A 23,751-nucleotide genomic window follows, 5' to 3' on the forward strand; every position below is an offset into this window, starting at 1 on the left:
CACGTACGGTGAAGACATGACGAGCGTCGGTGGCACGGAGATGGTCGACTGGAAGCTCGCGGTGGCTACCGCGACCCGGCTCGTACGGCCGGGCCCGGAGGTGAGCCGGGGAGAGGCGCGTGAGGTGGTCGCCGAACTGCGGCGGCACGCCCGGTCGTCGGAGGAGCACGTGCGCGGCTTCACGGGGATGGCGCCGCCCGAGGCGGCCGCCGGGAACGGGGACACGCCCGTCCTGGTGGTGGACCGGGCCGGCTGGATCAAGGCGAACGTCGCCGGATTCCGGGCGCTCCTGGGGCCGCTGCTGGAGAAGATGCAGGACCGCCGGTCGAACATGCCGGGCGGTGCCGTGTTCGGGACCGTCGGCGGCAAGGTCACCGGTGTGGAACTGGGCATGCTGCTGTCGTTCCTGGCCTCGCGCGTGCTGGGGCAGTACGAGACGTTCGCCCCGGTGACCGGGGACCTGCCGGGCGCCCCCGCCGGAGGGGGCCGGCTGCTGCTGGTGGCGCCCAACATCGTGCACGTCGAGCGGGAGCTGGAGGTCGCCCCGCACGACTTCCGGCTGTGGGTGTGCCTGCACGAGGAGACGCACCGGACGCAGTTCACGGCGGTGCCCTGGCTGCGGGACCACATCCAGGGCGAGATCCACACGTTCCTCGCCGAGACGGACGTCGACCCGGCGACGCTGCTGGAGCGGATCCGGCAGGCCGCGCAGTCGTTCGCCGGCGGCAACCCGCCGCAGGAGGAGGGCGGCGGCGGCCGCAGCATCGTCGACCTGGTCCAGACGCCGGCGCAGCGCGAGATCCTCGCCCGCCTGACGGCCGTCATGTCCCTGCTGGAGGGGCACGCCGACTATGTGATGGACGGGGTCGGTCCGCAGGTCGTGCCGACCGTGGCCGAGATCCGCGAGAAGTTCCAGAAGCGCCGGGCCAGCGGGGCCGGCCGGCTGGACGCGGCCCTGCGCAAGCTCCTGGGGCTGGACGCCAAGCTGCGGCAGTACCGTGATGGCGAGAGGTTCGTACGGGCCGTGGTCGACGAGGTCGGCATGGACGGCTTCAACCGCGTCTGGACGTCCCCGAACACGCTTCCCACCAAGGCGGAGATCGCCAAACCGGCGGACTGGGTCGCACGGGTGCACGGACGAACCGAGGCGTGACCTCGTCACGCCCCGTACCGGATGAACGCTCCCGTAATCACCCGTCCGAGGGACCGTGTGTCAAGGGTGGGCGTGCGATGCTCGGGTAATGGCTCGTCTCTGTCACCATCGACGCACACAGCGTGACTGAGGCTCGAAGTCGCAAGGCTCCGACCCCCTCCCAATGGAACGATTGGACACTCGGACATGGGTCCACACCCCGCGGTCGCGGCGATACGCCTGGCGGTCCGCCGCGTACTCCACGACGTCCTCACCCTGGCTCCGCCCGCTTCCGTCCCCCAGGCGGCCGGTGACCGGCCGCTCGTCCTCGCCGCCTGCTCCGGCGGCGCCGACTCCATGGCCCTCGCCTCCGCCCTCGCCTTCGAGGCCCCCCGGCTGGGCATCCGGGCCGGCGGGGTGACCGTCGACCACGGCCTCCAGGAGGGCTCCGACCTCCGCGCCGCCGAGGTCGTCAGCCGGCTGGCCGCCTTCGACCTCGACCCCGTGGAGGCCGTCAAGGTGAGCGTCGGCCGGGAGGGCGGCCCCGAGGCCGCCGCCCGCGACGCCCGCTACGCCGCCCTCGACGCCGTCGCCGAGCGCCACGGCGCCGCCGCGATCCTGCTCGGCCACACCCGTGACGACCAGGCGGAGACCGTGCTCCTCGGCCTCGCCCGCGGCTCCGGCATCCGCTCGCTGTCCGGCATGGCCGTCGCGTCCGGAGTCGGCGGCCGCTACCGCCGGCCGTTCCTCGAGCTCGACCGCCAGACCGCCCGCAAGGCCTGCATGGTCCAGTCCCTGCCCGTCTGGGACGACCCGCACAACGCCGACCCGGCCTACACCCGCTCCCGGGTCCGCCACGAGGCGCTGCCCGTCCTGGAGAAGGCGCTCGGCAAGGGGGTCGTCGAGGCCCTCGCCCGTACGGCCCAGCTCTCCCGGGACGACGCGGACGCCCTGGACTCCTGGGCCGCCGCCGTCGAGCCGTCCGTCCGGGACGACTCCGGCGCCCTGGAGGTCGCCAAGCTCTTCGCCCTCCCCCCCGCGGTCCGCCGCCGGGTGCTGCGCCGCGCGGCCATCGCGGCCGGCTCGCCGGCCGGTTCGCTCTTCGCCCGCCACCTGGAGGAAGTCGACCGGCTCATCACGAGCTGGCGCGGCCAGGGGGCCATCAACCTGCCCGGGCGCGTCGCGGTGCGCAGGCAGGGTGGCAGACTGGTCCTCCGGCAGGGCTGATGCGCGGGGCTGAAGCGCGCGGGGCACAGCGGGTCCCGCAGGCCGGACGAGTCGTGAACTAGCGAGAGTGGCGCGGGTGGACGAGAAGGACATGGGCACCGACCTGAAGTCGGTGCTCATCACCAAGGAAGAGATCGACGCGAAGCTGGCCGAGCTGGCCGCGAAGATCGACGCGGAGTACGCGGGCAAGGACCTGCTGATCGTCGGTGTCCTCAAGGGCGCCGTGATGGTGATGGCGGACCTGGCGCGTGCCCTGTCCAACCCGGTCACCATGGACTGGATGGCCGTGTCCTCCTACGGCGCGGGCACCCAGTCCTCCGGCGTGGTCCGCATCCTCAAGGACCTCGACACCGACATCAAGGGCAAGCACGTCCTGATCGTCGAGGACATCATCGACTCCGGCCTGACCCTGTCCTGGCTGCTGTCGAACCTCGGCTCGCGCGAGCCGGCGTCGCTCAATGTCGTGACGCTGCTGCGCAAGCCGGAGGCGGCGAAGGTCGCCATCGACGTCAAGTGGGTGGGTTTCGACATTCCGAACGAGTTCGTGGTCGGTTATGGTCTCGACTTCGCCGAGAAGTACCGCAACCTGCCCTTCGTGGGCACGCTCGCGCCGCACGTCTACGGCGGCTGACCAGACGGTCCCTGCGGACCGTGTCCTTTCGGGCGAGCCCTTCGGCCCTGTCGTCCGGCGTGCGGGAACCGTGTCGTGTTTCCCGCCGTTGGAGCATGCGAGGGCGGTTTGTTGACCGTCCGTGGCGGCATCGGGTGACAATGCTGGGGTACCGTCCGAAGGTAAGTCTTTTTCAAACTTTTCAAAGTCGAGCAGGACACCGCACGCACAGGCACCCCGTCCGGGGTGACCGTGCCTCACTGTGGCAGGAGGGACGGGGCGCACGCGCCCCGTATGGATGGACGTGAAGCGCTACTTCCGTGGGCCGGTCATGTGGATCGTGCTGGCCGTCCTCGCCGTGGTCGTGTTGATGCAGGTCGTCGGCTCGTCCGGTGGGTACAAGTCGGTCGACACCAGCCAGGTCGTCAACGCGATCGACAAGAACCAGGTCAAGTCCGCCGAGCTCACGACCGGCGATGAGAACAAGATCAAGGTCGAGCTCAAAAACGGCGTCAAGATCAAGGGCAGCAGCAAGGTCCAGGCGAACTACATCGACAACCAGGGCGTCGAGATCTCCAAGGATCTCCAGGCCCGGGCCGACGATGACGACCCCAAGACGCTGCCCGACGGCTACAACATCGCGACGTCGAAGCAGAACCCCTTCGTCGGGGTCCTGCTCTCGCTGCTGCCCTTCGTCCTGATCGTCGTGGTCTTCCTGTTCCTGATGAATCAGATGCAGGGCGGCGGCTCCCGGGTGATGAACTTCGGGAAGTCCAAGGCCAAGCTGATCACCAAGGACACGCCCAAGACGACCTTCGCCGACGTGGCCGGGTCCGACGAGGCGGTCGAGGAGCTCCACGAGATCAAGGAGTTCCTCCAGGAGCCCGCGAAGTTCCAGGCCGTCGGCGCCAAGATCCCCAAGGGCGTGCTGCTCTATGGCCCGCCCGGTACGGGCAAGACGCTGCTCGCGCGCGCCGTCGCCGGCGAGGCGGGCGTCCCGTTCTACTCGATCTCCGGCTCCGACTTCGTCGAGATGTTCGTCGGTGTGGGTGCCTCCCGGGTCCGCGACCTGTTCGAGCAGGCCAAGGCCAACGCCCCGGCCATCGTCTTCGTCGACGAGATCGACGCCGTCGGCCGGCACCGCGGTGCGGGCCTCGGCGGTGGTCACGACGAGCGCGAGCAGACGCTGAACCAGCTGCTCGTCGAGATGGACGGCTTCGACGTGAAGGGCGGCGTCATCCTGATCGCCGCCACCAACCGGCCCGACATCCTGGACCCGGCGCTGCTGCGCCCCGGCCGCTTCGACCGGCAGATCGCCGTCGACCGACCGGACATGCAGGGCCGTCTGGAGATCCTCAAGGTCCACCAGAAGGGCAAGCCGGTCGCCCCGGACGTCGACCTCGCGGCCGTCGCCCGTCGCACCCCCGGCTTCACCGGTGCCGATCTGTCGAACGTCCTGAACGAGGCCGCCCTGCTGACGGCCCGCAGCGACCGCAAGCTGATCGACAACCACATGCTGGACGAGGCGATCGACCGTGTCGTGGCCGGCCCGCAGAAGCGGACCCGGATCATGAGCGACAAGGAGAAGAAGATCACCGCGTACCACGAGGGCGGTCACGCCCTGGTCGCGGCGGCCTCTCCGAACTCCGACCCGGTCCACAAGATCACCATCCTGTCCCGGGGCCGTGCGCTCGGCTACACCATGGTGCTGCCGGACGAGGACAAGTACTCCACCACGCGCAACGAGATGCTCGACCAGCTGGCCTACATGCTGGGCGGCCGCGCCGCCGAGGAGCTCGTCTTCCACGACCCGACCACGGGCGCGGCGAACGACATCGAGAAGGCCACGGCCACGGCCCGCGCGATGGTCACGCAGTACGGCATGACCGAGCGCCTCGGCGCGATCAAGTTCGGCTCCGACAACTCCGAGCCCTTCCTGGGCCGCGAGATGTCGCACCAGCGGGACTACTCCGAAGAGGTCGCCGCGCTGGTCGACGAAGAGGTCAAGAAGCTCATCGAGACCGCGCACAACGAGGCCTGGGAGATCCTGGTCGAGAACCGCGACATCCTCGACAACCTCGTTCTGGCCCTCCTGGAGAAGGAGACGCTGAACAAGGAGGAGATCGCGGAGATCTTCAAGCACGTCGTGAAGCGTCCGGCCCGCCCGGCCTGGACCGGTTCCTCGCGGCGTACGCCCTCCAGCCGGCCGCCGGTGCTGTCCCCCAAGGAGCTCGCCCCGAGCAACAACGGCGCATCGGCCGTCGACTCGGTCGAACTGCCGGCGGACAGCCCCAACAGCACCACCGAGGGCTGATCCCCGCGGTCCGCGAGGGCCGGTCCGCGAGGGCCGGTCCCGGGGGCCGCACCGGGCCCGGAATGGATGCCGCGTCACCCAGGTTCTAGCCTGGGGGGCGCGGCATCGCGCATATGCGCGCCCGGTGGCGGCACCGGTGCCGTGGCGCGAGTCCGTACGAAAGAACCGAGAGAACGAGGCAAGCCCATGACCGATCCGGTGACGCTGGACGCCGAGCGATCCATCGGTGTTTTCGACGAGAAGCGCGCCGAGAACGCCGTCCGTGAGCTGCTGATAGCGGTGGGTGAGGACCCGGACCGGGAGGGCCTGAGGGAGACGCCCGCCCGCGTGGCCCGTGCCTACCGGGAGATATTCGCCGGCCTGTGGCAGGAGCCGGAGGACGTGCTGACCACGACGTTCGACCTCGGCCACGACGAGATGGTGCTGGTGCGGGACATCGAGGTCTACAGCACCTGTGAGCACCACCTGGTCCCCTTCCACGGCGTGGCGCACGTCGGCTACATCCCCGCCACCACCGGCAAGATCACCGGCCTGTCCAAGCTGGCCCGGCTGGTCGACGTCTTCGCGCGGCGCCCGCAGGTGCAGGAGCGCCTCACCACGCAGATCGCGGACTCCCTGATGGAGATCCTGGAGCCGCGCGGCGTCATCGTGGTCGTCGAGTGCGAGCACATGTGCATGTCCATGCGCGGCATCCGCAAGCCCGGAGCCAAGACGCTGACCTCCGCGGTGCGGGGCCAGCTGCGCGACCCCGCCAGCCGCGCCGAGGCGATGAGCCTGATCATGGCCCGCTGAGCCGCCGGCCCCGGGACGTGAAAAGGACCCGCACGAAGGCGGGCCCGGGAGTCGGGCGGCGGTGTGCCGCCCGGGAACGTACTAGGGGGTGTCCGATGGGTCGGCACGGGCCCTGCGGAGCCCGGCACGGCACCTCGCTGCGTTGTCGCATCAGCCGAGGACGCCCGGTCCGAGGCAGATGCTCCGCCGTGCGTTCCTCCCCCGGCTACCGCTGGGAGGTGCCCCCAGCGGACACCGCAGGACCCGCACCGACCCATCGGACACCGCCTTAGGTGCCTAGGCGCTGAGGCGGCTGCCCATCCACTGGAGGGTCGGGTTCAGTTCACGGCGCCAGGTGTTGAAGTTGTGGCCGCCGGTGTCGAGGATGATCGAGGAGACGCGGGCGGGAGCCTTGACCGACTCGATGAACTTCAGCGTGTCCTTGTAGTTGTGCTCGCCCTTCTTGCTGCTGGTCACCAGCAGGGAGACGGGCGGCATGTCCTTGTTCTTCAGGCGCCACAGCAGGTCGTTCTCGTTCTCGAGCTGCTTGCTGCCGCCGAAGAGGTTGCCCGTGGTGGCGTCCTGCGGGGCCTTGTAGTAGCCGGAGAGCGAGGCTGCGGCGCCGTAGGCCTCGGGGTGCCGCATGGCGAACTTGAGCGCGCAGTAGCCGCCGGTCGAGTCGCCGATTATCCCCCAGTTCGCGGCCTTGTCGCCGACGCGGTACTGCTGGGAGATGGCCTTGCGCAGGTCCTTCACGAAGAAGGTCTCGGTCTGGGGGCCGTTGGGTATGTCGATGCATTCGGTGTCGCGCGGCGGGGCGACCGTCGGCCGCATCATCACCAGGATGGTGGGCTGCATCTTCTTCTGCTTGGCGAGCTTGTGAGCCCGCACCGGGTAGTCGAGACCCTTCACCAGGGCCTCGGCGGTGCCGGGGTAGCCGGTCAGCGCGACGGACGCGGGGAACTTGCGGTTGGCGTACTCCGGCTGGAAGTACTCCGGCGGCAGGTAGACGTACGCCGGGCTGTTGATCTTCGACTCGGGGCCGGCGATGTTGATCTTCTCGATCTTGCCGCCCACCCGCGGCACGTTGCCGCGCGGCACCTTCACGGCCTGGGTCTTGACGACCTGGACCCGCTTGCCCGAGGCGCTGTGGTCGACGACCACGCCCTCGTCCTTGACCTGACCGAAGAGGTCGGCCCAGGAGCCGTAGAAGCCGAAGGACTGGTTCGCCCACAGACCGATCGCGGCGAACAGGGACACCTGTGTGGCGAGCATCATGCCCACTCGGGCGAGGACGGACCCGACGTTCTTCTTGCCCAGACGGGGCCAGAGCCAAATGGTCAATGCGAAGAGTGCTACCGCCGCCGCGATGGCCAGCAGTAGGACTGCCATGCTGGTGAGACCCATGAGGTGCTTTCTGCCGAGCGACCCGGCGCCGAGTCGCGGAATGGTTACTTCTTTCCGGGCTCGGCCCCCCACGGAACCTCAACCCCGAAACCGTCGTCCTAGAGGGCGCACATTGTCCGGGTGCTGCCGCCACATGGCGCAGGCCCACTCGACAGGACGACGGGAAGAGATGTCTGTCAGGGTAGATGGCAAAAAGTCCGACGAGGTTCCTTCGGGACCTAAGTGGCTGTCGGGGCTTGCGCGTATCGTCAAGGGCCCCAAGCCCGAAAGCGTGCCCGCCGTCGTCGGCACGGTCGGGGCCCTCATCGGTCTCGCGGACATAGCGGCCGGGGTCATTCCCCGGTTCCGGTGGAGCAGGGTGCACGCCCTCTCCGAGGTGCTGCCCGGCTCCGTGACCCAGCTCGCCGCGGCCGGCTCGATCATCGTCGGCATCCTGCTGCTGATGCTCGCCCACGGCCTCAAGCGCGCCAAGCAGCAGGCCTGGCTGGCGGCCGTGATCCTGCTGCCCATCGGCGCCGCCGCCCAGCTGATCTACCGCCACTCGTACATCGGCGGCGCTCTCTCCCTGCTGCTGTTCGGCTACCTGCTGCGGCACAAGAAGTCGTTCGCGGCCCTGCCGGACCCGCGCAGCCGCTGGAAGGCGCTGGCCAACTTCATCGTCATGGGCGGGGCCAGCTTCGGCCTCGGCTGGGTGATCGTCGGCTCCCACGCCAACCAGATGGTCGGCGACCCGCCGGTGCTGGAGCAGATCGAGCACGTGATCTGGGGCCTCTTCGGCTTCGAGGGCTCGATCCGCTACACCGACCACGTCGACTACACCGTCGGCTACTCCCTGGGCGCCCTCGGCCTGCTGACCGTCGCGACCACCGCCTTCCTGGCGTTCCGCCCGGCGTACCCGGCCCCTGTCCTCACCGAGCAGGACGAGGACCGGCTGCGCGAGCTGCTCGCCAAGCACGGCGCCCGCGACTCCCTGGGTCACTTCGCGCTGCGCCGCGACAAGAGCGTCGTCTTCTCGCCCTCCGGCAAGGCCGCCGTCTCCTACCGCGTCGTCTCCGGCGTGATGCTCGCCAGTGGCGACCCGATCGGTGACGTCGAGGCGTGGCCGGGCGCCATCGAGCAGTTCATGGAGCTGGCCAAGCGGCACTCCTGGACGCCCGCCGTCGCCGGGTGCAGCGAGACCGGCGGCGAGGTGTGGACCCGTGAGACCGGGCTCGACGCCCTGGAGATGGGCGACGAGGCCATCGTCGACGTGGCCGACTTCAGCCTGAGCGGCCGCTCCATGCGAAACGTGCGCCAGATGGTCAAGCGCATCGAGCGCAACGGCTACAGCACCAAGGTGCGCCGGGTCGGCGACCTGAGCCCCGAGGAGCTGGAGGCCGTCCAGAAGGCCGCCAACGCCTGGCGCGACACCGAGGACGAGCGCGGCTTCTCCATGGCCCTGGGCCGCATCGGCGACCCCAAGGACCTGGACGCCATCATCGCCACCGCCCACAAGGACCCCGAGGAGGGCGAGGACTGCCCCTTCGGCGACCTCAAGGCCATGCAGCACTACGTGCCGTGGGGCCCGGACGGCAGCTCCCTGGAGCTCATGCGCCGCGACCGCAGCGCCGACCCCGGCATGAACGAGCTGCTGATCGTGGCCTTCCTCCAGGCCGCGCCCGAGCTGAAGGTCAAGCGCATGTCGCTGAACTTCGCGTTCTTCCGCTCGGCCCTGGAGCGCGGCGGCAAGCTGGGCGCGGGCCCGGTGGTGCGCGTCCAGCGCGCGGTGCTGGTCTTCCTCTCGCGCTGGTTCCAGATCGAGTCGCTGTACAAGTTCAACGAGAAGTTCCGGCCGCGCTGGGAGCCGCGCTTCGTGGTCTTCCCCAACAACCGCGACCTGCCCCGCATCGGCTTCGCGATGATGCAGGCGGAGGGCTTCCTGGAGCTGCCGCGCCTGCTGCGCCGCCGCCCGGTCGACCCGCAGCGGCTCGCGCAGGACGAGGACGAGAACGGCGCCTCGGCGCAGAACGAGGTCACGCGGGCCGCGTGACGCGCCGCCAGCCGGCACCCGCCGTACGAAGGCCCTTCCCGGACACCGTCCGGGGAGGGCCCTTTCGGCTGGGTGGACGCGGTCACCCTCTTATGGCCCTCCGGCCGGGGGGTCCCGGGTCCACGGCACGCCCTAGGCTGGTCTGTATGAGTACGTTCAACGGCCGCGTCGGGCCGGTCGGACTGCCCGAGTGGGACCGCTGCGCGGTGATGGGCGTGGTCAACGTCACGCCCGATTCGTTCTCCGACGGTGGTCACTGGTTCGACACGGCCCTCGCGGTGAAGCGGGGCCTGGAGCTCACCGCCGCCGGCGCCGACCTGGTCGACGTGGGCGGGGAGTCCACCCGTCCGGGTGCGGTGCGGGTCGACGAGGACGAGGAGCTGCGCCGCGTCGTCCCGGTGGTCCGCGAGCTGGCGGGCGAGGGCGTGGTGGTGTCCGTGGACACCATGCGCGCCTCGGTCGCCGAGGCCGCGGTCGAGGCGGGCGCGGTGCTGGTCAACGACGTGAGCGGCGGTCTCGCGGACCCGGCGATGGTGCCCGTGGTGGCGGCGGCCGGCGTGCCGTTCGTGGTGATGCACTGGCGCGGCTTCAGCGCCGACATGAACAGCCGGGCGGTCTACGGTCCCGACGTGGCCGGAGAGGTCGTCGGGGAGCTGCGGCAGCGCGTGGACGCGGTGGTCGCGGGGGGCGTGGACCCGCGGCGGCTCGTGGTCGACCCCGGTCTGGGCTTCGCCAAGAACGCCGAGCAGGACCTGGCGCTGGTCGCCCGGCTGGGCCGGTTCCGCCGGGAGCTGGGGCTTCCCATGCTGGTGGCGGCCTCCCGCAAGCGGTTCCTGGGCCGGGTGCTGGCCGGCCCCGACGGCGACCCGCCGCCGGCCCGTGAGCGGGACGCGGCCACGGCCGCCGTCTCCGCGCTGGCGGCCCGCGAGGGCGCCTGGGCGGTGCGGGTGCACGAGGTCCGGCCGAGCGCGGACGCGGTCCGGGTCGTCCGGGCGGTGGAGCGCGCGGCGGCCGCAGAGGGGGCGGTGTGAGCACCGCCCGGACGGACAGCGAGCGGGTGGAGCTGGCGAACACCGCCCTGTACGAGGCGATGGAGCGCGGCGACACGGCGGCCATGGAGCGGCTGTGGCTCAAGGATCCCGGCACCGACGTCTCGTGCGTGCACCCCGGCTGGCCGGTGCTGCGGGGCCGGAGCGAGGTCCTGCGCTCGTACGCCCTGATCATGGCGAGCACCGACTACATCCAGTTCTTCCTGACGGACGTCGAGGTGTCGGTGGCCGGGGACACGGCCCTGGTGACCTGCACGGAGAACATCCTCAGCGGCGGCCCGGCCGAGACCGAGGGCGAGCTGGGGCCGCTCGTGGGCCAGCTGGTCGTGGCCACGAACGTCTTCCGGCGGTCCGGGGACGAGTGGAAGGTCTGGTCGCACCACGGCTCGCCGGTCCTGGCGGGCCGCGAGGACGAGGAGGACGACGACTCCGCCGAGCCGACGGCGTGACGGTGGTCACGGCGCGGGAAGGGGTCGGTGCCGCAGGGTAGGTCCGGGCCACACGTCAGTGTGAGGACAAGTGGCCACTCGTTCGAGCTGCTTGCCGCCTGGGTAGGGGTGCAGCACAGGATCTTCGGGTACGCGCGGCGGGAGCCGCTCGCGGGCCCGCGGCCGGGCGCTGTCGGTGTCCGCAGGTAGATTCGAAGGCGGGCAACCCGGCCGAAGGCAGGGAAGGGCGATGCGCGGGCCGCGGCCGGCGCACGCCCGTACCGACAACCAGCTGGAGTGATTCGTGTGGATCGTGTCGCGCTGCGCGGCTTGAAGGCTCGTGGGCACCACGGGGTGTTCCCCCGGGAGCGCGAGGAAGGCCAGACCTTCATCGTGGACCTGGTGCTGAGCCTGGACACCCGGCCTGCCGCGGCCGACGACGACCTCGCGAAGACAGTGCACTACGGCATCGTGGCGGAGGAGGTCGTCGACATCGTCCAGGGCGAACCGGTCGACCTCATCGAGACGCTCGCCGAGCGGATCGCCGAGCAGTGCCTCAAGCACGATCCGGTACGGGAGGTCGAGGTGGTCGTGCACAAGCCCGACGCCCCGATCACCGTGCCGTTCGACGACGTGACGATCACTATCACCCGGAGCCGAGTATGAGCAGCAGCGACCCGACCGTGCAGCCGGTGCCCTCCTCCGTGGTGGAGCGGGTGGACGCCGCCGACGTGACCCTGAGCAATCCCAAGCGAGCCGTGATCTCGATCGGCAGCAACCTGGGCAACCGCCTGGAGACCCTCCAGGGCGCGGTCGACGCGCTGGAGGACACGCCGGGCCTGCGGGTCAAGGCCGTGTCGCCCGTCTACGAGACCGAGCCCTGGGGCGTCGAGTCCGGCACCCAGCCGTCGTATTTCAACGCGGTCGTCCTCGTGAAGACCACCCTGCCGCCGGACTCGCTCCTGGAGCGCGGGCACGCGATCGAGGAGGCCTTCGAGCGGGTGCGCGACGAGCGCTGGGGCCCGCGCACCCTCGACGTCGACATCGTGGCCTATCAGGACGTCGTCTCCGACGACCCGGCGCTGACCCTGCCCCACCCGCGCGCGCACGAGCGCGCCTTCGTGCTCGTGCCGTGGTACGACGTGGACCCGGAGGCGGAGGTCCCCGGGCACGGCCCGGTGGCCGAGCTGCTGGCCGGGCTCAGCCTGGAATCGGTGGCGCCCCGCGCCGACCTGGAACTCCGGCTGCCCGAGTAGGCGTTGGTCCTACGACCGAACCACCACCAGTGACGAGGAGCGACGGCTCGGTGAAGCAACTTCGGATCGGGGTGCTGGTCGGGCTCTTCGCCGTGGCCGGAGTGCTGGCCTGGGCGGCCGCCCGGCTGTGGGACTCCTTCGGCACCCTGCCGAGCGTGCCCGTGGCGGCGCCCATCGTGCTGGCCGTCATCGCGGTGGTCCTCTTCGCGACGGCCCTCTCGCTCCGGGCCCGGCTGCGCGCCCAGCGGGAGCGACGGCCCGGCGCGAAGGGCGTCGACCCGCTGCTGGCGGCCCGCGCCGTCGTCTTCGGCCAGGCCAGTGCGCTGGTCGCCGCGCTCGTGGCGGGCATGTACGGCGGCGTCGGCGTCTTCCTCCTCATCGACGGCCTCGACACCCCGGCCCGCCGCGACCAGGCGATCTACACGGGAGCGTCGGTGCTGGCGGCCGCCTGCGTGGTAGCGGCCGCGTTCTTCATGGAGCGCGTGTGCAAGCTTCCGGAGGACGACGACGAGGACGGAGGCGCGGGGGCGTCCCGCGCCTAGCCTTCCCGCCTGGCCTTCCCGCCTCGTCGGGGCCTCAGAGGCCCGGCACCGTCTCCACCTGTGCCTCGCTGCGCGAGCGGCCCCGCGCGTCCGCCTCGATCGAGCGCCGCAGCGCCTCGTGCAGGCGCGCCGGTGTGAGCACGCCCAGGAAGTGGTCCGCCGACTCGCCGTCCAGGACGGCGATCCAGCCCGCGTCGTGCTGGAGCATCGTGCTGAACGCCTGCTTGAGCGACGCACCCAGCGGAAGCCACGCGTCCATGCGGCGGGCGCGGTCGCGGACCCGTACCGCGCCGGCTCCGGCGGCGGCCTGGGCGGCCTCGGCCGAGATCCATCCGTGGAGGCGGTCCGAGTCGTCCAGGACCACCGCCCAGCGCGCGCCCTCCAGGTCGAGCCGTTCGGCCGCCTCGGACAGCCGGTCGTCGAGGTGCACGACCGGAGGCTGTTCGAGGTCGCCGGCCTCGATGGTCGTCACCGACAGGCGCTTCAGGCCCCGGTCGGCCCCGACGAAGTCGGCGACGTAGGGGGTGGCGGGCGCACCGAGCACCGCCGCGGGGGCGTCCAACTGTTCGATCCGGCCGTTCCCGTAGACCGCGATCCGGTCGCCCAGTCGAACGGCCTCCTCGATGTCGTGGGTGACGAACAGCACCGTCTTGCGCACCTGCGACTGAAGGCGCAGGAACTCCGTCTGGAGGTGCTCGCGCACGACCGGGTCGACGGCTCCGAACGGTTCGTCCATCAGGAGTACGGGCGGGTCGGCGGCGAGCGCCCGGGCCACGCCGACACGCTGGCGCTGGCCACCGGAGAGCTGGTCGGGGTAGCGGTCGCCGTAGACGGAGGGGTCGAGCCCGACGAGGTCGAGGAGCTCGGCCGCCCGCTCGCGCGCCCGCTTGCGCTGCCAGCCCAGCAGGTGCGGCACGGCCGCGGTGTTCTCCAGCACCGTCTTGTGCGGGAACAGGCCGACCTGCTGGATCACGTAGCCGATGCGGCGCCGCAACCGGACGGGGTCGACGGTGGCGATGTCCTCGCCGTCGACCAGGATGCGGCCGCTGGTCGGCTCGATCAGCCGGTTGACCATCTTCATCGTGGTGGTCTTGCCACAGCCGGACGGCCCCACGAGCGTGACCAGCTCACCCTCGGCCACCTCGAAGGACAGGTCGTCCACGGCCGTCGTGCCGTCGGCGTACCGCTTGGTCACATGCTCGAATCGGATCATGGCTCCCCATTGTGGCCGTACTTCCGCTCGAACAATGTTGCCGTTCCATGGCGGCCGGAGGCGAATGTCAGAGCGCGGGGTTAGGGTCGCCAGTGACCGACCGTGAAGGCCAAGGGGGAGGTGAGGGCTCGGATGGCGCATCAGAACTGCCTGATCACCAACGACTGGATCTGCGGCGCGTACGTCCGGACGCGAAGTCAGGAGCTCACGGACGCCACGCTCCAGCACATCGGCATCACCCTCGCGTCGGTGGCCATCGGGCTGCTCGTCGCCTTTCCCCTCGCGCTGGTGGCCCGCAGATGGAAGGTCGTGGCGGGGCCGGTCCTCGGCGCGACCACCGTCCTCTACACGGTGCCGTCGCTGGCGATGTTCTCCCTGCTGGTCCCGGTCTTCGGGCTGTCGGCTGCGGTCGTGGTGACCGGCCTGGTGCTGTATTCGCTGACGGTCCTCGTACGGAACATCCTGGCCGGCCTCGCCGCCGTTCCGGAGGAGACCCGCGAGGCCGCGCGCGGCATGGGCTACGGTCCGGTGAGACTCCTCTTCGGGGTGGAACTGCCCCTGGCCCTGCCGGCCGTGATGGCCGGTCTGCGCATCACCACGGTCTCGACCGTCTCGCTCACCACGGTCGGGGCCATCATCGGCTACGGCGGCCTGGGCAATCTGCTGTATGACGGCATGCGCAGCTATTTCAAGGCGCAGGTCCTCACGGCGTCCGTGCTGTGCGTGGCGCTCGCCGTCCTGGCCGACCTGGCGCTGCTGCTCGTGCAGCGGCTGCTGACGCCGTGGACGCGGACCAGGCGCCGCGCGGGGAAGCGCGGTCGCGTGGTCGTGGAGAAGGCGGTGGCCGCCTGATGGGAGTCATCGAGCGCACCTGGGACTGGCTCACCACCGGCGCCCACTGGTCCGGCACCGACGGCGTGTGGCACCGGCTCGGCGAGCACCTGTTCCTGACCGCCGTCTGCCTGCTCATCTCCTGTGCGATCGCGTTGCCCGTCGCCGTGCTCCTCGGGCACGTGGGCAAGGGCGGCGCCCTCGCGGTGAACATCTCCAACGTGGGGCGGGCGGTGCCGACCTTCGCGGTGCTGGTGCTGCTCCTGCTCAGCCCGCTGGGCACGCATGGCTCCTGGCCCACCGTCATCGCGCTGGTGCTCTTCGCGATACCCCCGCTGCTGACCAACGCCTATGTCGGCATGCGCGAGGTCGACCGGGACATGATCGAGGCGGCCCGGGGCATGGGCATGACGGGCGGTCAGGTGATCGCCCGGGTGGAGCTTCCGCTGGCCTTCCCCCTGATCGTCACGGGTGTCCGGTCCGCCGCCGTCCAGGTGGTGGCCACCACCACGCTCGCCGCGCTCGCCGGCGGGGGCGGCCTCGGCCGGATCATCACGGCCGGCTTCCGGCTGACCGACACCGCGCAGGTGGTGTCCGGTGCCCTGCTGGTGGCCGGGCTCGCGCTGCTGGTCGAGGGCGCGTTCGTCCTGCTGCAACGGCTGCTCGACCCGATGCGCCGGCCGCGGCCCAAGGCGGCCGCCGCCCCGGGCACGGCGCCGGCCTGAGGGGTGGGGCCGCAGGCCCGGCCCCTCGGCACGTACACCGCACGACCTCGTGCGTCCGACTGGATGGAGAACCGCATGACCCGCAGCACGCGCCGAGCGCGCACCCCCCGCGCCCTGCTGGCGGTGGCCGGCGTCGGTGTCTTGACGGCGGGCCTCAGCGCGTGCGGCGGCGACAGCCTGGAGAAGTCCGGCGGGCGCGCCGACGGTGGCGGCAAGGGCTCGCTGGTCGTCGGGTCGGCGTCGTTCACCGAGTCCAAGGTGCTGGCGGAGATATACGCGGCCCTGCTGCGGGACGCCGGATATTCCACGTCGATCAAGACCGTCGACGCGCGGGAACTGTATGAACCGGCGATGGAGAGGGGCGAGATCGATGTCGTTCCCGAGTACGCGGCGACGCTCGCCGAATTCCTGAACAAGCACCAGAACGGGAAGGACGCCCCGCCCGTCGCGTCGGCCGATGCCGACACCACCGTCAAGGCCCTTCGGAAACTGGCCGAGCCGCGCGGTCTGAAGGTCCTCGACCCCGGCCGGGCGGTCGATCAGAACGCCTTCGCCGTGACCTCCGACTTCGCGACGGAACACCAGCTCAAGACCCTTTCCGACCTGGGAAAGTCGAAGGTGGGGGTGAAGCTCGCGGCGGGCGACGAATGTTCGCAGCGCCCCTTCTGCCGCCCCGGCCTGGAGAAGACGTACGGCATCGACGTCACCGGCCTCGACCCGCTGGAGGTCGGCAGCCCGCAGGCGAAGCAGGCGGTCAAGGACGGCAAGGACCAGCTGCTGCTGACCACCACGACGGACGCCACCCTCGAACAGTTCGGGCTGGTGCTGCTCAAGGACGACAAGGACCTTCAGAACTCCGACAACGTCCTGCCGGTGGTGAATGCGAAGAAGGCCGGCACGGAGGAGATCGCCTATGCCCTCGGCAAGCTCAACAGGGTGTTGACCACGGCGGATCTCACCGAACTCAACAAGAAGGTCGACGCGGAGCGGCTCAAGCCCGCCGATGTCGCCGCCCGCTACCTCAAGCAGAAGAGGCTTGTGGGGAAGCGGTGAAGTAGGGGAGAAGTAAGATCAAGGGAAGAGTTTGGTGGTGGGGTCACACTCCTGCGGCAACGCACGGTAAGTTTCAGGCCATGCCACGAGGACGCCACCGCCATTCCGCACCCCTGCACCGGCTTCTTCCCCCGCTTGCGGTCGCCGCGACTTCGGTCGTCTGCGCCGCGGGCACTTTGGCGGTCGGCGAAACCGCCGTGATCCGCAGCCTCGCCGTGGCCGCCTCGGCGGCCACCGTCGTCGGCTCGGTGCTGATGCGCCGCTGGGACCGTGCCGCCGGCAAGCGCGTCGCCCAGCTCAGCGCCGCCCGTACGCGCGACGAGTGGAAGACCGACGAGCGCATAGCGGAGCTGGAGACGGACCTCGAGGAGACGCGTCTGCAGCGCGGCCGGCTCGAAGGCAAGCTGCGGGCGAAGCGCGCGGAGCTGGCACGGCTGCGCACGGAGCACGCCGACCTCCTGCGGCGTTACGCCACGGCCGAGACCGAGCGCGCGAGCGCGCTGGAGGGCCGGCGACTTCTGGAGAAGGGCGCGCCCAAGGACGGGGGCAAGGGTCCCGGGGGCGGGGACAAGGCCCCGGTCCCCAAGGCCCTGGAAGCCGCCGGGCCGGCTTCCGGCCCGCGCTCCGAGACGTCCCTCGACGCCGCCGCCTACCGCAAGGCGGCCGAGGCGCTGAAGGGCCTGGAGCGCAAGGCCGCGACGCGGCGCGCGGAGGACGGGGCCGCCGCGGCCCCCGCCGCCCCGGTCTCTCCTCTGCCGTCCGACGTTCCCGTGGCCCGGCGCCCCACGGTCCGCACGCAGGGGGGCTTCGACTTCTTCGGCAACAGCGCGCAGGCGAACGGGAAGAAGCCGGTCGCCGCTCTGCCGGCGGCCCGGCCGGTCGAGGAGCAGGACCTCGCGGACGTCGTCGGCGAGGAGGCGCTCGCGGAAGCGGGCGCGGACGCCGGGAGCGCGGTCGAGGTCGAGGACGAGAGCGACGGCGAGGTCATCGACCTGACGGCGCACGACGAGACCGAGCAGATCGACGTCGTGGAGCTGCGCAGCGCGATCTCCTAGAGCGTGTGCGGAAGGGGCGGGTGAGGGGCTTTCCCCTCCCCGCCCCTTCGCCGTGTCCGGGGGCGGTCCGCCCCCGTCCGCCGGTTATTTGTCGATGTCGCCCACGACGAAGAACAGCGAGCCCAGGATCGCGACCATGTCGGCCACCAGCGTGCCCGGCAGGAGTTCGGTCAGGGCCTGGATGTTGTTGAAGGAAGCCGAGCGCAGCTTGAGGCGGTAGGGCGTCTTGTCGCCCTTCGAGACCAGGTAGTAGCCGTTGAGGCCCAGCGGGTTCTCGGTCCAGACGTAGGTCGCGCCCTCGGGGGCCTTGAGGACCTTGGGCAGGCGCTGGTTGATCGGGCCGGGCGGCAGCTCGGCCATCCGGTCCAGGCAGGCGTCCGCCAGGTCCAGCGCGTTGTGGGTCTGCTCCAGGAGGCACTCGAAGCGGGCCAGGCAGTCGCCCTCCTCGCGCGTGACGACCTTCAGGACGTCGCCCAGCTCGCCGTACGCCAGGTACGGCTCGTCGCGCCGCAGGTCGAAGTCCACGCCGGACGCGCGGGCGATCGGGCCGCTCACGCCGTAGGCGTGCACGGCCTCCGGGGACAGGACGCCGACGCCGCGCGTACGGCCGCGGAAGATCTCGTTGCCGAGCACGAGCCGGTCGTAGACGTCCATCCGCGAGCGGACCTCGGCGACCGCGTGCCGGGCCCGGCCGAGCCAGCCGGCCGGGAGGTCCTCCTTGAGGCCGCCGACGCGGTTGAACATGTAGTGCATCCGGCCGCCGGAGACCTCCTCCATGACCGTCTGCAGCTCCTCCCGCTCGTGGAAGGCGTGGAAGACGGGGGTGATGCCGCCGAGCTCCAGGGGGTACGAGCCGAGGAACATGAGGTGGTTGAGGACCCGGTTGAGCTCGGCCAGCAGCGTGCGGGTCCACACCGCGCGCTCGGGCACCTCCATGCCCAGCATCCGCTCGACGGCGATGACGACGCCCAGCTCGTTGGAGAACGCCGACAGCCAGTCGTGGCGGTTGGCGAGCATGATGATCTGCCGGTAGTCGCGGGCCTCGAACAGCTTCTCCGCGCCCCGGTGCATGTACCCGATGACCGGCTCGGCCTCGGTGACCCGCTCGCCGTCCAGAACGAGGCGCAGCCGCAGCACACCGTGGGTGGACGGGTGCTGAGGCCCGATGTTGAGCACCATGTCCGTGCTCTCCGCCGCACCGCCGATGCCGACTGTCGTCTCCGTCATGGGAACAGTTTCTCAGCCTTCCGGGTCCCGGCCTTCCGAGGGCGGCCCGGCAGGGCCGTCCGCCACCAGGTCCGCGCAGGCCGCGCCCACGGGCTGGAGCAGCCAGCCGAAGCCGCCGAGCCCGCCGGGGGCCGTCAGCTCGGCGGCCTCGCCGGCCCGGCCCAGCGCCCGTACGTAGGCCACGGGGTCGGTCGAGGCGAGCGAGAGTGGCGGGCGGCCGCCGTCCACGCCGAGGGCGCGGAGGGCCTCGCGCTGGCTGATCAGTGAGCCGGCCGGGCCGTGGTCCGCGCCCGCCGCCGCGCAGGCGTCCAGGGCGACGTGGGCGGTGATGTCGCAGGAGCCGTCCGGTACGGGCCGCACCTCACGGCCGTCGCGGAAGCCCGTGAGGGTGCCCATGGGCGGACGGGACGCGCGCGCGTGCGCGTAGTCCACCGCCACGGCCAGTCCGGCCCGCAGTCCCGCGACGGCCCCGGCCCACGCGGCGTCGCGCGGCCGGCCGATCTCGGCGCGGGAGCCGGGGGGCGCTCCCTCCAGCGGCCACCAGCCGGCCAGCCACGCGGCGTCCTCGCCGGCCACCGGGTCACCCAGCAGCTCCTCGCCGTCCGGTCGCACGAGCACCTGGCGGGCGGTGCCGTCGCCGTCCGCCTCCGCGACGTCGAGGGGGACGTTGTCCAGCCACTCGTTGGCGAAGAACAGGCCGGTGACCCCGTCGGGCGGGGTGTCCAGCCAGATCACCCGGGGATCGAGCCCGGCCGGCCGGGCGGCGATCTCCACGGCGTACGGACGCAGCCGTTCCGTCAACTCCGCGGGGCAGTGCGCCAGCACCCCGGTGACCAGTTCCCCGCGCCCCGCACCCATATCGGTGAACGCCAGCTCCGCCGGGTGCCCGAGGGCGGCGTCCACGCGGCACAGCAGGTCCGCCACGGCCCTGGCGTAGAGGGGCGAGGCGTGGACGGACGTACGGAAGTGACCGGCGGGGCCCTCAGGGCGGCGGTAGAAGCCGTCGGGTCCGTACAGGGCGGCCTGCGCCGCCTCCCGCCAGGTTCTCGTTCCGCTTGCCATACGGACACGGTATGCCGGACGCCCCGGGTCGGGCCGGGCGGCGCCCGGCCCCGCCTCCACCTTGGGGAGTAGACGAGAAGCGGTCGGATCGATCGCCGGGCTGACCCCGGCGGGGACTCGGCGTGCCTACGCTGGGTGACGTGCAGCGCCTCTACGACTTCCTCCGCAGACACCCCACGGGTGTGGACAGCTTCTGGGCCCTCCTGCTGCTGGGCATCAGCGGGCTGTCCATCGCCGAGGGCGCGGGGTCGGGGTCGAGGGCCGTGCTCGTGCTGACCACGCTCACGCTGTGCTTGGTGATCGCCCTGCGCCGGCGCTTCCCGGAGAAGATGCTGCTGCTGGCGACGGCGGCCGGGCTGGTGCAGCTGGCGTGCGACATCAGCGCGAACGTCGCGGACTTCGCCATGCTCGTGATCATCTACACCGTGGCGTCCGGCGGCACCCGCTGGGCCTCCCGGTACGCGCTGGTGGGCGGCCTGGCCGCACCGGCGATCGCGAGCCTGCGCTGGCCGGACGGCCACCAGAGCGTGGGGCAGGCCATCGTCGCGACGGCCTTCGTCACCGTTCCCTTCGTCCTGGCCTGGGTGCTCGGCGACTCGGTGCGCACCCGCCGCGCCTACTGGGCCCAGCTGGAGGAGAAGGCCCGGCGGCTGGAGAAGGAGCGCGAGCAGCAGGCGCAGATCGCGGTCACGGCCGAGCGGGCGCGCATCGCCCGCGAGCTGCACGACGTCGTCGCGCACAACGTGTCGGTGATGGTGGTGCAGGCGGACGGTGCCGCCTACGTCCTGGACGCTTCGCCCGAGCAGGCCAAGCAGGCGCTGGAGACGATCTCCGGCACCGGCCGGCAGGCCCTGGCCGAGATGCGCCGCCTGCTGGGCGTGCTGCGCACCGAGGAGGGCGGCGAGGGCGGCAGTTACGTCCCACAGCCCGACGTCGAGCAGATCGGCGAGCTGGTCGAGCAGGTGCGCGGCGCGGGACTGCCGGTGGACTTCCAGGTCGAGGGCGCGCCGCGGCCGCTGCCGAGCGGCGTGGAGCTGACCGCCTACCGCATCGTGCAGGAGGCGCTGACCAACACCCGCAAGCACGGCGGTCCGGACGTGGGCGCCAGCGTGCGGCTCACCTATTTCGACGACGGCCTGGGGCTGCTCGTCGAGGACGACGGCCGGGGCGCGCAGCACGAGCTGTACGAGTCGGGAGGCGCGGACGGCATGGGGCACGGCATGATCGGGATGCGCGAGCGCGTCGGCATGGTGGGGGGCACCCTGGACGCGGGGCCGCGGCCCGGCGGCGGGTTCCGGATCAGCGCGCTGCTGCCGATCAAGCCCGGTGGCCGCTGACGCGCGCCGGTCCGCATCCCCCGCCTCCCCACCTCACTCCGACCGACCCGACCCGAAACTCGAGAGGGACCCCCGCATGGCGATCCGCGTGATGCTCGTCGACGACCAGGTGCTGCTGCGCACCGGCTTCCGCATGGTGCTGGCCGCCCAGCCCGACATGGAGGTCGTCGCCGAGGCGGGGGACGGCGCCGAGGCGCTGGAGGTGCTGGCCGGCACCGCCGTGGACGTCGTCCTGATGGACGTCCGCATGCCCCGGCTGGACGGCGTGGAGGCGACGCGCCGCATCTGCGCCCAGGACGATCCGCCGAAGGTGCTGATCCTGACCACGTTCGACCTCGACGAGTACGCCTTCTCCGCGCTCAAGGTCGGGGCCAGCGGCTTCATGCTCAAGGACGTGCCGCCGGCCGAGCTGCTGGGCGCGATCAGGTCCGTGCACAGCGGCGACGCGGTGGTGGCCCCCAGCACCACGCGACGGCTGCTGGACCGCTTCACGCCGATGCTGCCGAGCGCCGGGAACGAGCCGACCAGCGCGGAGCTGGGCCGGCTCACCGAACGGGAGCGCGAGGTGATGCTGCTGGTCGCCCAGGGGCTGTCGAACGGCGAGATCGCGGCACGGCTGGTGCTGTCGGAGGCGACGGTGAAGACCCACGTGGGGCGGATCCTCACCAAGCTGGGGCTGCGGGACCGGGTGCAGGTGGTGGTGATGGCCTACGAGAGCGGCCTCGTGCGCGCCGGCGGCGGCGGGCCGATGCGCTAGCCCCCCTCTGTCCGGTGGACCGGCGGCCCCTGCGGACGAGCCGTGGCTCAGCGCAGCACGCCCTCCAGGAAGTCGCTGCCGAGCCGGGCCACCACGGTCACGTCCAGCTGGTGCATGACGTACCGGCCGCGCCGGCGCGTGGTGACCAGGCCGGCCTTCTTCATGACCGCGATGTGCCGGGACACCTCGGGCGCGCTGATGTCGTGCGCGGCCGCCAGCTCGCCGGTGGTGTAGGACGCCCGCGCCAGGTAGCGGCACATGCGGATGCGCATCGGGTGGGACAGGGCCTCCAGGCGCAGCGTCAGCAGGTCGAGGGAGCGGGGTCCGGGCAGCTCGGGGGCGGCGACGGGGTAGTGGACGACGGGGCGCCAGCTGCGGGCGTGCAGCACCCACAGGTGGGGCCAGCCGAACGAGGACGGGACGAACGTGACGCCCGGGCCGACCGCCGGGTCGAGTGCGGTCGTCCGGCCGCTGCCGAGCTTGTCGACGTGGATGCGGGACCCGTCGTCCGCCAGCGTCACGGCGGACGACACCTCGGCCAGCGCCTCGGCCAGGCCCTTGTGCCGCAGCACCTCGGTCTTGTGCCGGGCGTCGGCGGCGAGCTGGACGCGCACACGCTGCCAGATGTCGTGGAAGAACGCCTCCGCGCAGTCCTCGAACAGGCGGCGCATCCAGGCCCGTACGGCGGGCGGGTCGTCCAGCAGCCGCTTGGCGAACGACAGCGGGCGGGGGCCGCGCGCCGTGGCCCGTTCGAGTGCCTGCTCCCGGGCCTCGGCGTCGACGAGGGGCGACGGGGCGCCGCTGCCGTAGCGGCTCGTGCAGGAGATCTCCATGGCGGCGTCGACGAACAGCTCGTCGCTCAGCCGGTCCAGCATGTCCAGGTCCTCGGCGAGCGTGGCGCCCGGCTGGCCCTGGGTGTCGGGCAGCGCCGCGAACGGCAGCGCGATGTCGGAGAACGTGGACGTCCACAGGAAGTCCGCCTCGCACAGCCGGTCCGCGAGCTCGGGCTTGAGGGCCGAGCTCGTCGCGGTGGTCCAGCCGTGCAGGCCGGGGTGGTGCCCCGGTTCGGCCAGGGCGTGCAGCGCGGTGCACAGCTCCAGCAGGGGGGAGGGGCGGAACACCAGGCGCTCGGGCGGCAGCCCTGCGATGTCGATCGTCACGCTCATGTGGTCATCGTGCCTTTCTTTTCGCAGGCCGGGGACGTCATTTGACGGTCATCGTCAATCCACGCGCCAGCGGGCCGAAGTGCACAGCACCGTGGAGCACATGAACGCCACTCAGCAGCACATGCTCGACCTCTACCGCGCCGCCCAGCACCAGGAGCCGGCTCCGCCCGCGCCGGGCACCGCCGAGCGGCAGGTCGTACGGGAGTTCCGCACCTGGCGCCGGTTCCAGGCGGTCGTCGACGAGCGGGCCGCGCACCGCCGCGCCCGCTGGGCGGCACTCTTCCGCCCGTTCCGCACCACTGTCGGGGCCGCCACCCCCGAGGCCGCCGCCCCGCAGGCGCCGCTCCGGCCCGAGCTCCGCTCCCCGGCCCGGCTCCTCGCCGACCGCACGCCCGAAGACTGCGCCCGCCCGGCCGGGCGCTGAGCCGCCGGTCGTCCACAAGGCGGCCACCAGAACGCGGCCCGAGCCGTCCACAGCCGGGGGACGGCCCACCCAGTCGCCGGAAGCGTCTCGCGTAGCATGACAAGGGAATCGTCCGGTACCCCCGCGGACTGGAACG

General features: G+C 71.6%; 23 protein-coding genes. 18 read left to right on the plus strand and 5 right to left on the minus strand.

What is annotated here, in order from left to right; genetic code table 11:
• Positions 1 to 16 precede the first annotated feature (16 nt).
• From CYQ11_RS16720 to folE, 5 genes are all read left to right on the plus strand, one after another.
• Entirely contained in the window at positions 17 to 1,153 is a 1,137-nt protein-coding gene (locus CYQ11_RS16720) for a zinc-dependent metalloprotease (RefSeq protein WP_099199766.1), read from the plus strand.
• A gap of 186 nt (positions 1,154 to 1,339) precedes the next feature.
• Positions 1,340 to 2,359: a tRNA lysidine(34) synthetase TilS gene (gene tilS, locus CYQ11_RS16725; protein WP_099199765.1), complete on the plus strand. Its 1,020-nt coding sequence runs from the start codon at positions 1,340 to 1,342 to the stop codon at positions 2,357 to 2,359.
• 91 nt (positions 2,360 to 2,450) lie between these two features.
• Positions 2,451 to 2,990: a hypoxanthine phosphoribosyltransferase gene (hpt, locus tag CYQ11_RS16730; RefSeq protein ID WP_004940393.1), complete on the plus strand. Its 540-nt coding sequence runs from the start codon at positions 2,451 to 2,453 to the stop codon at positions 2,988 to 2,990.
• Positions 2,991 to 3,267: 277 nt separating this feature from the next.
• The gene (ftsH, locus tag CYQ11_RS16735) at positions 3,268 to 5,283 is read left to right on the plus strand and encodes an ATP-dependent zinc metalloprotease FtsH (protein WP_099199764.1); all 2,016 of its coding nucleotides are present in this window, start codon (positions 3,268 to 3,270) and stop codon (positions 5,281 to 5,283) included.
• Positions 5,284 to 5,469: 186 nt separating this feature from the next.
• Positions 5,470 to 6,075: a GTP cyclohydrolase I FolE gene (gene folE, locus CYQ11_RS16740; protein ID WP_099199763.1), complete on the plus strand. Its 606-nt coding sequence runs from the start codon at positions 5,470 to 5,472 to the stop codon at positions 6,073 to 6,075.
• Between the two features lie 276 nt (positions 6,076 to 6,351).
• Here folE and CYQ11_RS16745 read toward each other — a convergent pair whose 3' ends face one another.
• A complete protein-coding gene (locus tag CYQ11_RS16745) occupies positions 6,352 to 7,461 on the minus strand; it encodes an alpha/beta hydrolase (protein WP_099199762.1) in 1,110 nt (369 codons plus the stop codon).
• A 169-nt stretch (positions 7,462 to 7,630) separates the two neighbouring features.
• On the opposite strand from CYQ11_RS16745, the gene CYQ11_RS16750 reads away from it, so the two are divergent.
• The 6 genes from CYQ11_RS16750 (at position 7,631) to CYQ11_RS16775 (ending at position 12,765) form a co-directional block, all read left to right on the plus strand.
• Positions 7,631 to 9,490: a phosphatidylglycerol lysyltransferase domain-containing protein gene (locus CYQ11_RS16750; RefSeq protein WP_099199761.1), complete on the plus strand. Its 1,860-nt coding sequence runs from the start codon at positions 7,631 to 7,633 to the stop codon at positions 9,488 to 9,490.
• Between the two features lie 146 nt (positions 9,491 to 9,636).
• The gene (folP, locus tag CYQ11_RS16755; RefSeq protein WP_099199760.1) at positions 9,637 to 10,521 is read left to right on the plus strand and encodes a dihydropteroate synthase; all 885 of its coding nucleotides are present in this window, start codon (positions 9,637 to 9,639) and stop codon (positions 10,519 to 10,521) included.
• Positions 10,518 to 10,988 carry a nuclear transport factor 2 family protein gene (locus CYQ11_RS16760; RefSeq protein WP_099199759.1) on the plus strand — a complete coding sequence of 157 codons (471 nt, stop codon included), beginning with the start codon at positions 10,518 to 10,520 and terminating at the stop codon, positions 10,986 to 10,988. The genes folP and CYQ11_RS16760 overlap by 4 nt, the downstream gene beginning before the upstream one ends.
• Before the next feature lie 285 nt (positions 10,989 to 11,273).
• Positions 11,274 to 11,633, plus strand: a complete 360-nt coding sequence (folB, locus tag CYQ11_RS16765) for a dihydroneopterin aldolase (protein ID WP_099199758.1) — start codon at positions 11,274 to 11,276, stop codon at positions 11,631 to 11,633.
• Positions 11,630 to 12,223 (plus strand): 2-amino-4-hydroxy-6-hydroxymethyldihydropteridine diphosphokinase, encoded by a 594-nt coding sequence (gene folK, locus CYQ11_RS16770; protein ID WP_099199757.1) that lies wholly within the window; start codon positions 11,630 to 11,632, stop codon positions 12,221 to 12,223. The genes folB and folK overlap by 4 nt, the downstream gene beginning before the upstream one ends.
• Before the next feature lie 50 nt (positions 12,224 to 12,273).
• Positions 12,274 to 12,765 (plus strand): DUF3180 domain-containing protein, encoded by a 492-nt coding sequence (locus CYQ11_RS16775; RefSeq protein WP_099199756.1) that lies wholly within the window; start codon positions 12,274 to 12,276, stop codon positions 12,763 to 12,765.
• Between the two features lie 34 nt (positions 12,766 to 12,799).
• Here CYQ11_RS16775 and CYQ11_RS16780 read toward each other — a convergent pair whose 3' ends face one another.
• Positions 12,800 to 13,978 (minus strand): ABC transporter ATP-binding protein, encoded by a 1,179-nt coding sequence (locus CYQ11_RS16780; RefSeq protein WP_099199755.1) that lies wholly within the window; start codon positions 13,976 to 13,978, stop codon positions 12,800 to 12,802.
• Between the two features lie 132 nt (positions 13,979 to 14,110).
• Here CYQ11_RS16780 and CYQ11_RS16785 point away from each other — a divergent pair, with 132 nt between their 5' ends.
• The 4 genes from CYQ11_RS16785 (at position 14,111) to CYQ11_RS16800 (ending at position 17,642) form a co-directional block, all read left to right on the plus strand.
• Positions 14,111 to 14,830 (plus strand): ABC transporter permease, encoded by a 720-nt coding sequence (locus CYQ11_RS16785; protein WP_099199754.1) that lies wholly within the window; start codon positions 14,111 to 14,113, stop codon positions 14,828 to 14,830.
• Positions 14,830 to 15,534 carry an ABC transporter permease gene (locus CYQ11_RS16790; RefSeq protein ID WP_099199753.1) on the plus strand — a complete coding sequence of 235 codons (705 nt, stop codon included), beginning with the start codon at positions 14,830 to 14,832 and terminating at the stop codon, positions 15,532 to 15,534. Before CYQ11_RS16785 ends, CYQ11_RS16790 begins: the two co-directional genes overlap by 1 nt.
• Positions 15,535 to 15,609: 75 nt before the next feature.
• Entirely contained in the window at positions 15,610 to 16,587 is a 978-nt protein-coding gene (locus CYQ11_RS16795) for an ABC transporter substrate-binding protein (RefSeq protein ID WP_099200183.1), read from the plus strand.
• Between the two features lie 80 nt (positions 16,588 to 16,667).
• The gene (locus CYQ11_RS16800; protein ID WP_104650998.1) at positions 16,668 to 17,642 is read left to right on the plus strand and encodes a hypothetical protein; all 975 of its coding nucleotides are present in this window, start codon (positions 16,668 to 16,670) and stop codon (positions 17,640 to 17,642) included.
• Between the two features lie 84 nt (positions 17,643 to 17,726).
• On the opposite strand, the gene CYQ11_RS16805 is transcribed toward CYQ11_RS16800, so the two are convergent.
• Together CYQ11_RS16805 and CYQ11_RS16810 are read right to left on the minus strand one after the other, a co-directional pair.
• On the minus strand, positions 17,727 to 18,869 hold the full coding sequence (locus CYQ11_RS16805) for an NADH-quinone oxidoreductase subunit D (protein WP_104650999.1): 1,143 nt from the start codon (positions 18,867 to 18,869) through the stop codon (positions 17,727 to 17,729).
• Between the two features lie 12 nt (positions 18,870 to 18,881).
• Positions 18,882 to 19,931 (minus strand): SAM-dependent methyltransferase, encoded by a 1,050-nt coding sequence (locus CYQ11_RS16810; protein WP_099199752.1) that lies wholly within the window; start codon positions 19,929 to 19,931, stop codon positions 18,882 to 18,884.
• Between the two features lie 140 nt (positions 19,932 to 20,071).
• Between CYQ11_RS16810 and CYQ11_RS16815 the strand changes: the two genes are divergently transcribed.
• On the plus strand, positions 20,072 to 21,268 hold the full coding sequence (locus tag CYQ11_RS16815) for a sensor histidine kinase (protein WP_099199751.1): 1,197 nt from the start codon (positions 20,072 to 20,074) through the stop codon (positions 21,266 to 21,268).
• A 76-nt stretch (positions 21,269 to 21,344) separates the two neighbouring features.
• On the plus strand, positions 21,345 to 22,025 hold the full coding sequence (locus tag CYQ11_RS16820; protein WP_099199750.1) for a response regulator: 681 nt from the start codon (positions 21,345 to 21,347) through the stop codon (positions 22,023 to 22,025).
• Positions 22,026 to 22,072: 47 nt separating this feature from the next.
• Here CYQ11_RS16820 and CYQ11_RS16825 read toward each other — a convergent pair whose 3' ends face one another.
• Positions 22,073 to 23,191: a DUF5937 family protein gene (locus tag CYQ11_RS16825; protein WP_099199749.1), complete on the minus strand. Its 1,119-nt coding sequence runs from the start codon at positions 23,189 to 23,191 to the stop codon at positions 22,073 to 22,075.
• 100 nt (positions 23,192 to 23,291) lie between these two features.
• Between CYQ11_RS16825 and CYQ11_RS29575 the strand changes: the two genes are divergently transcribed.
• Positions 23,292 to 23,615, plus strand: coding sequence for a hypothetical protein (locus CYQ11_RS29575; protein ID WP_181143683.1), 324 nt, complete (start codon positions 23,292 to 23,294; stop codon positions 23,613 to 23,615).
• Positions 23,616 to 23,751: the final 136 nt, after the last annotated feature.

It is taken from the genome of Streptomyces cinnamoneus, assembly GCF_002939475.1.
In the GTDB taxonomy this organism is placed as follows: domain Bacteria; phylum Actinomycetota; class Actinomycetes; order Streptomycetales; family Streptomycetaceae; genus Streptomyces; species Streptomyces cinnamoneus_A.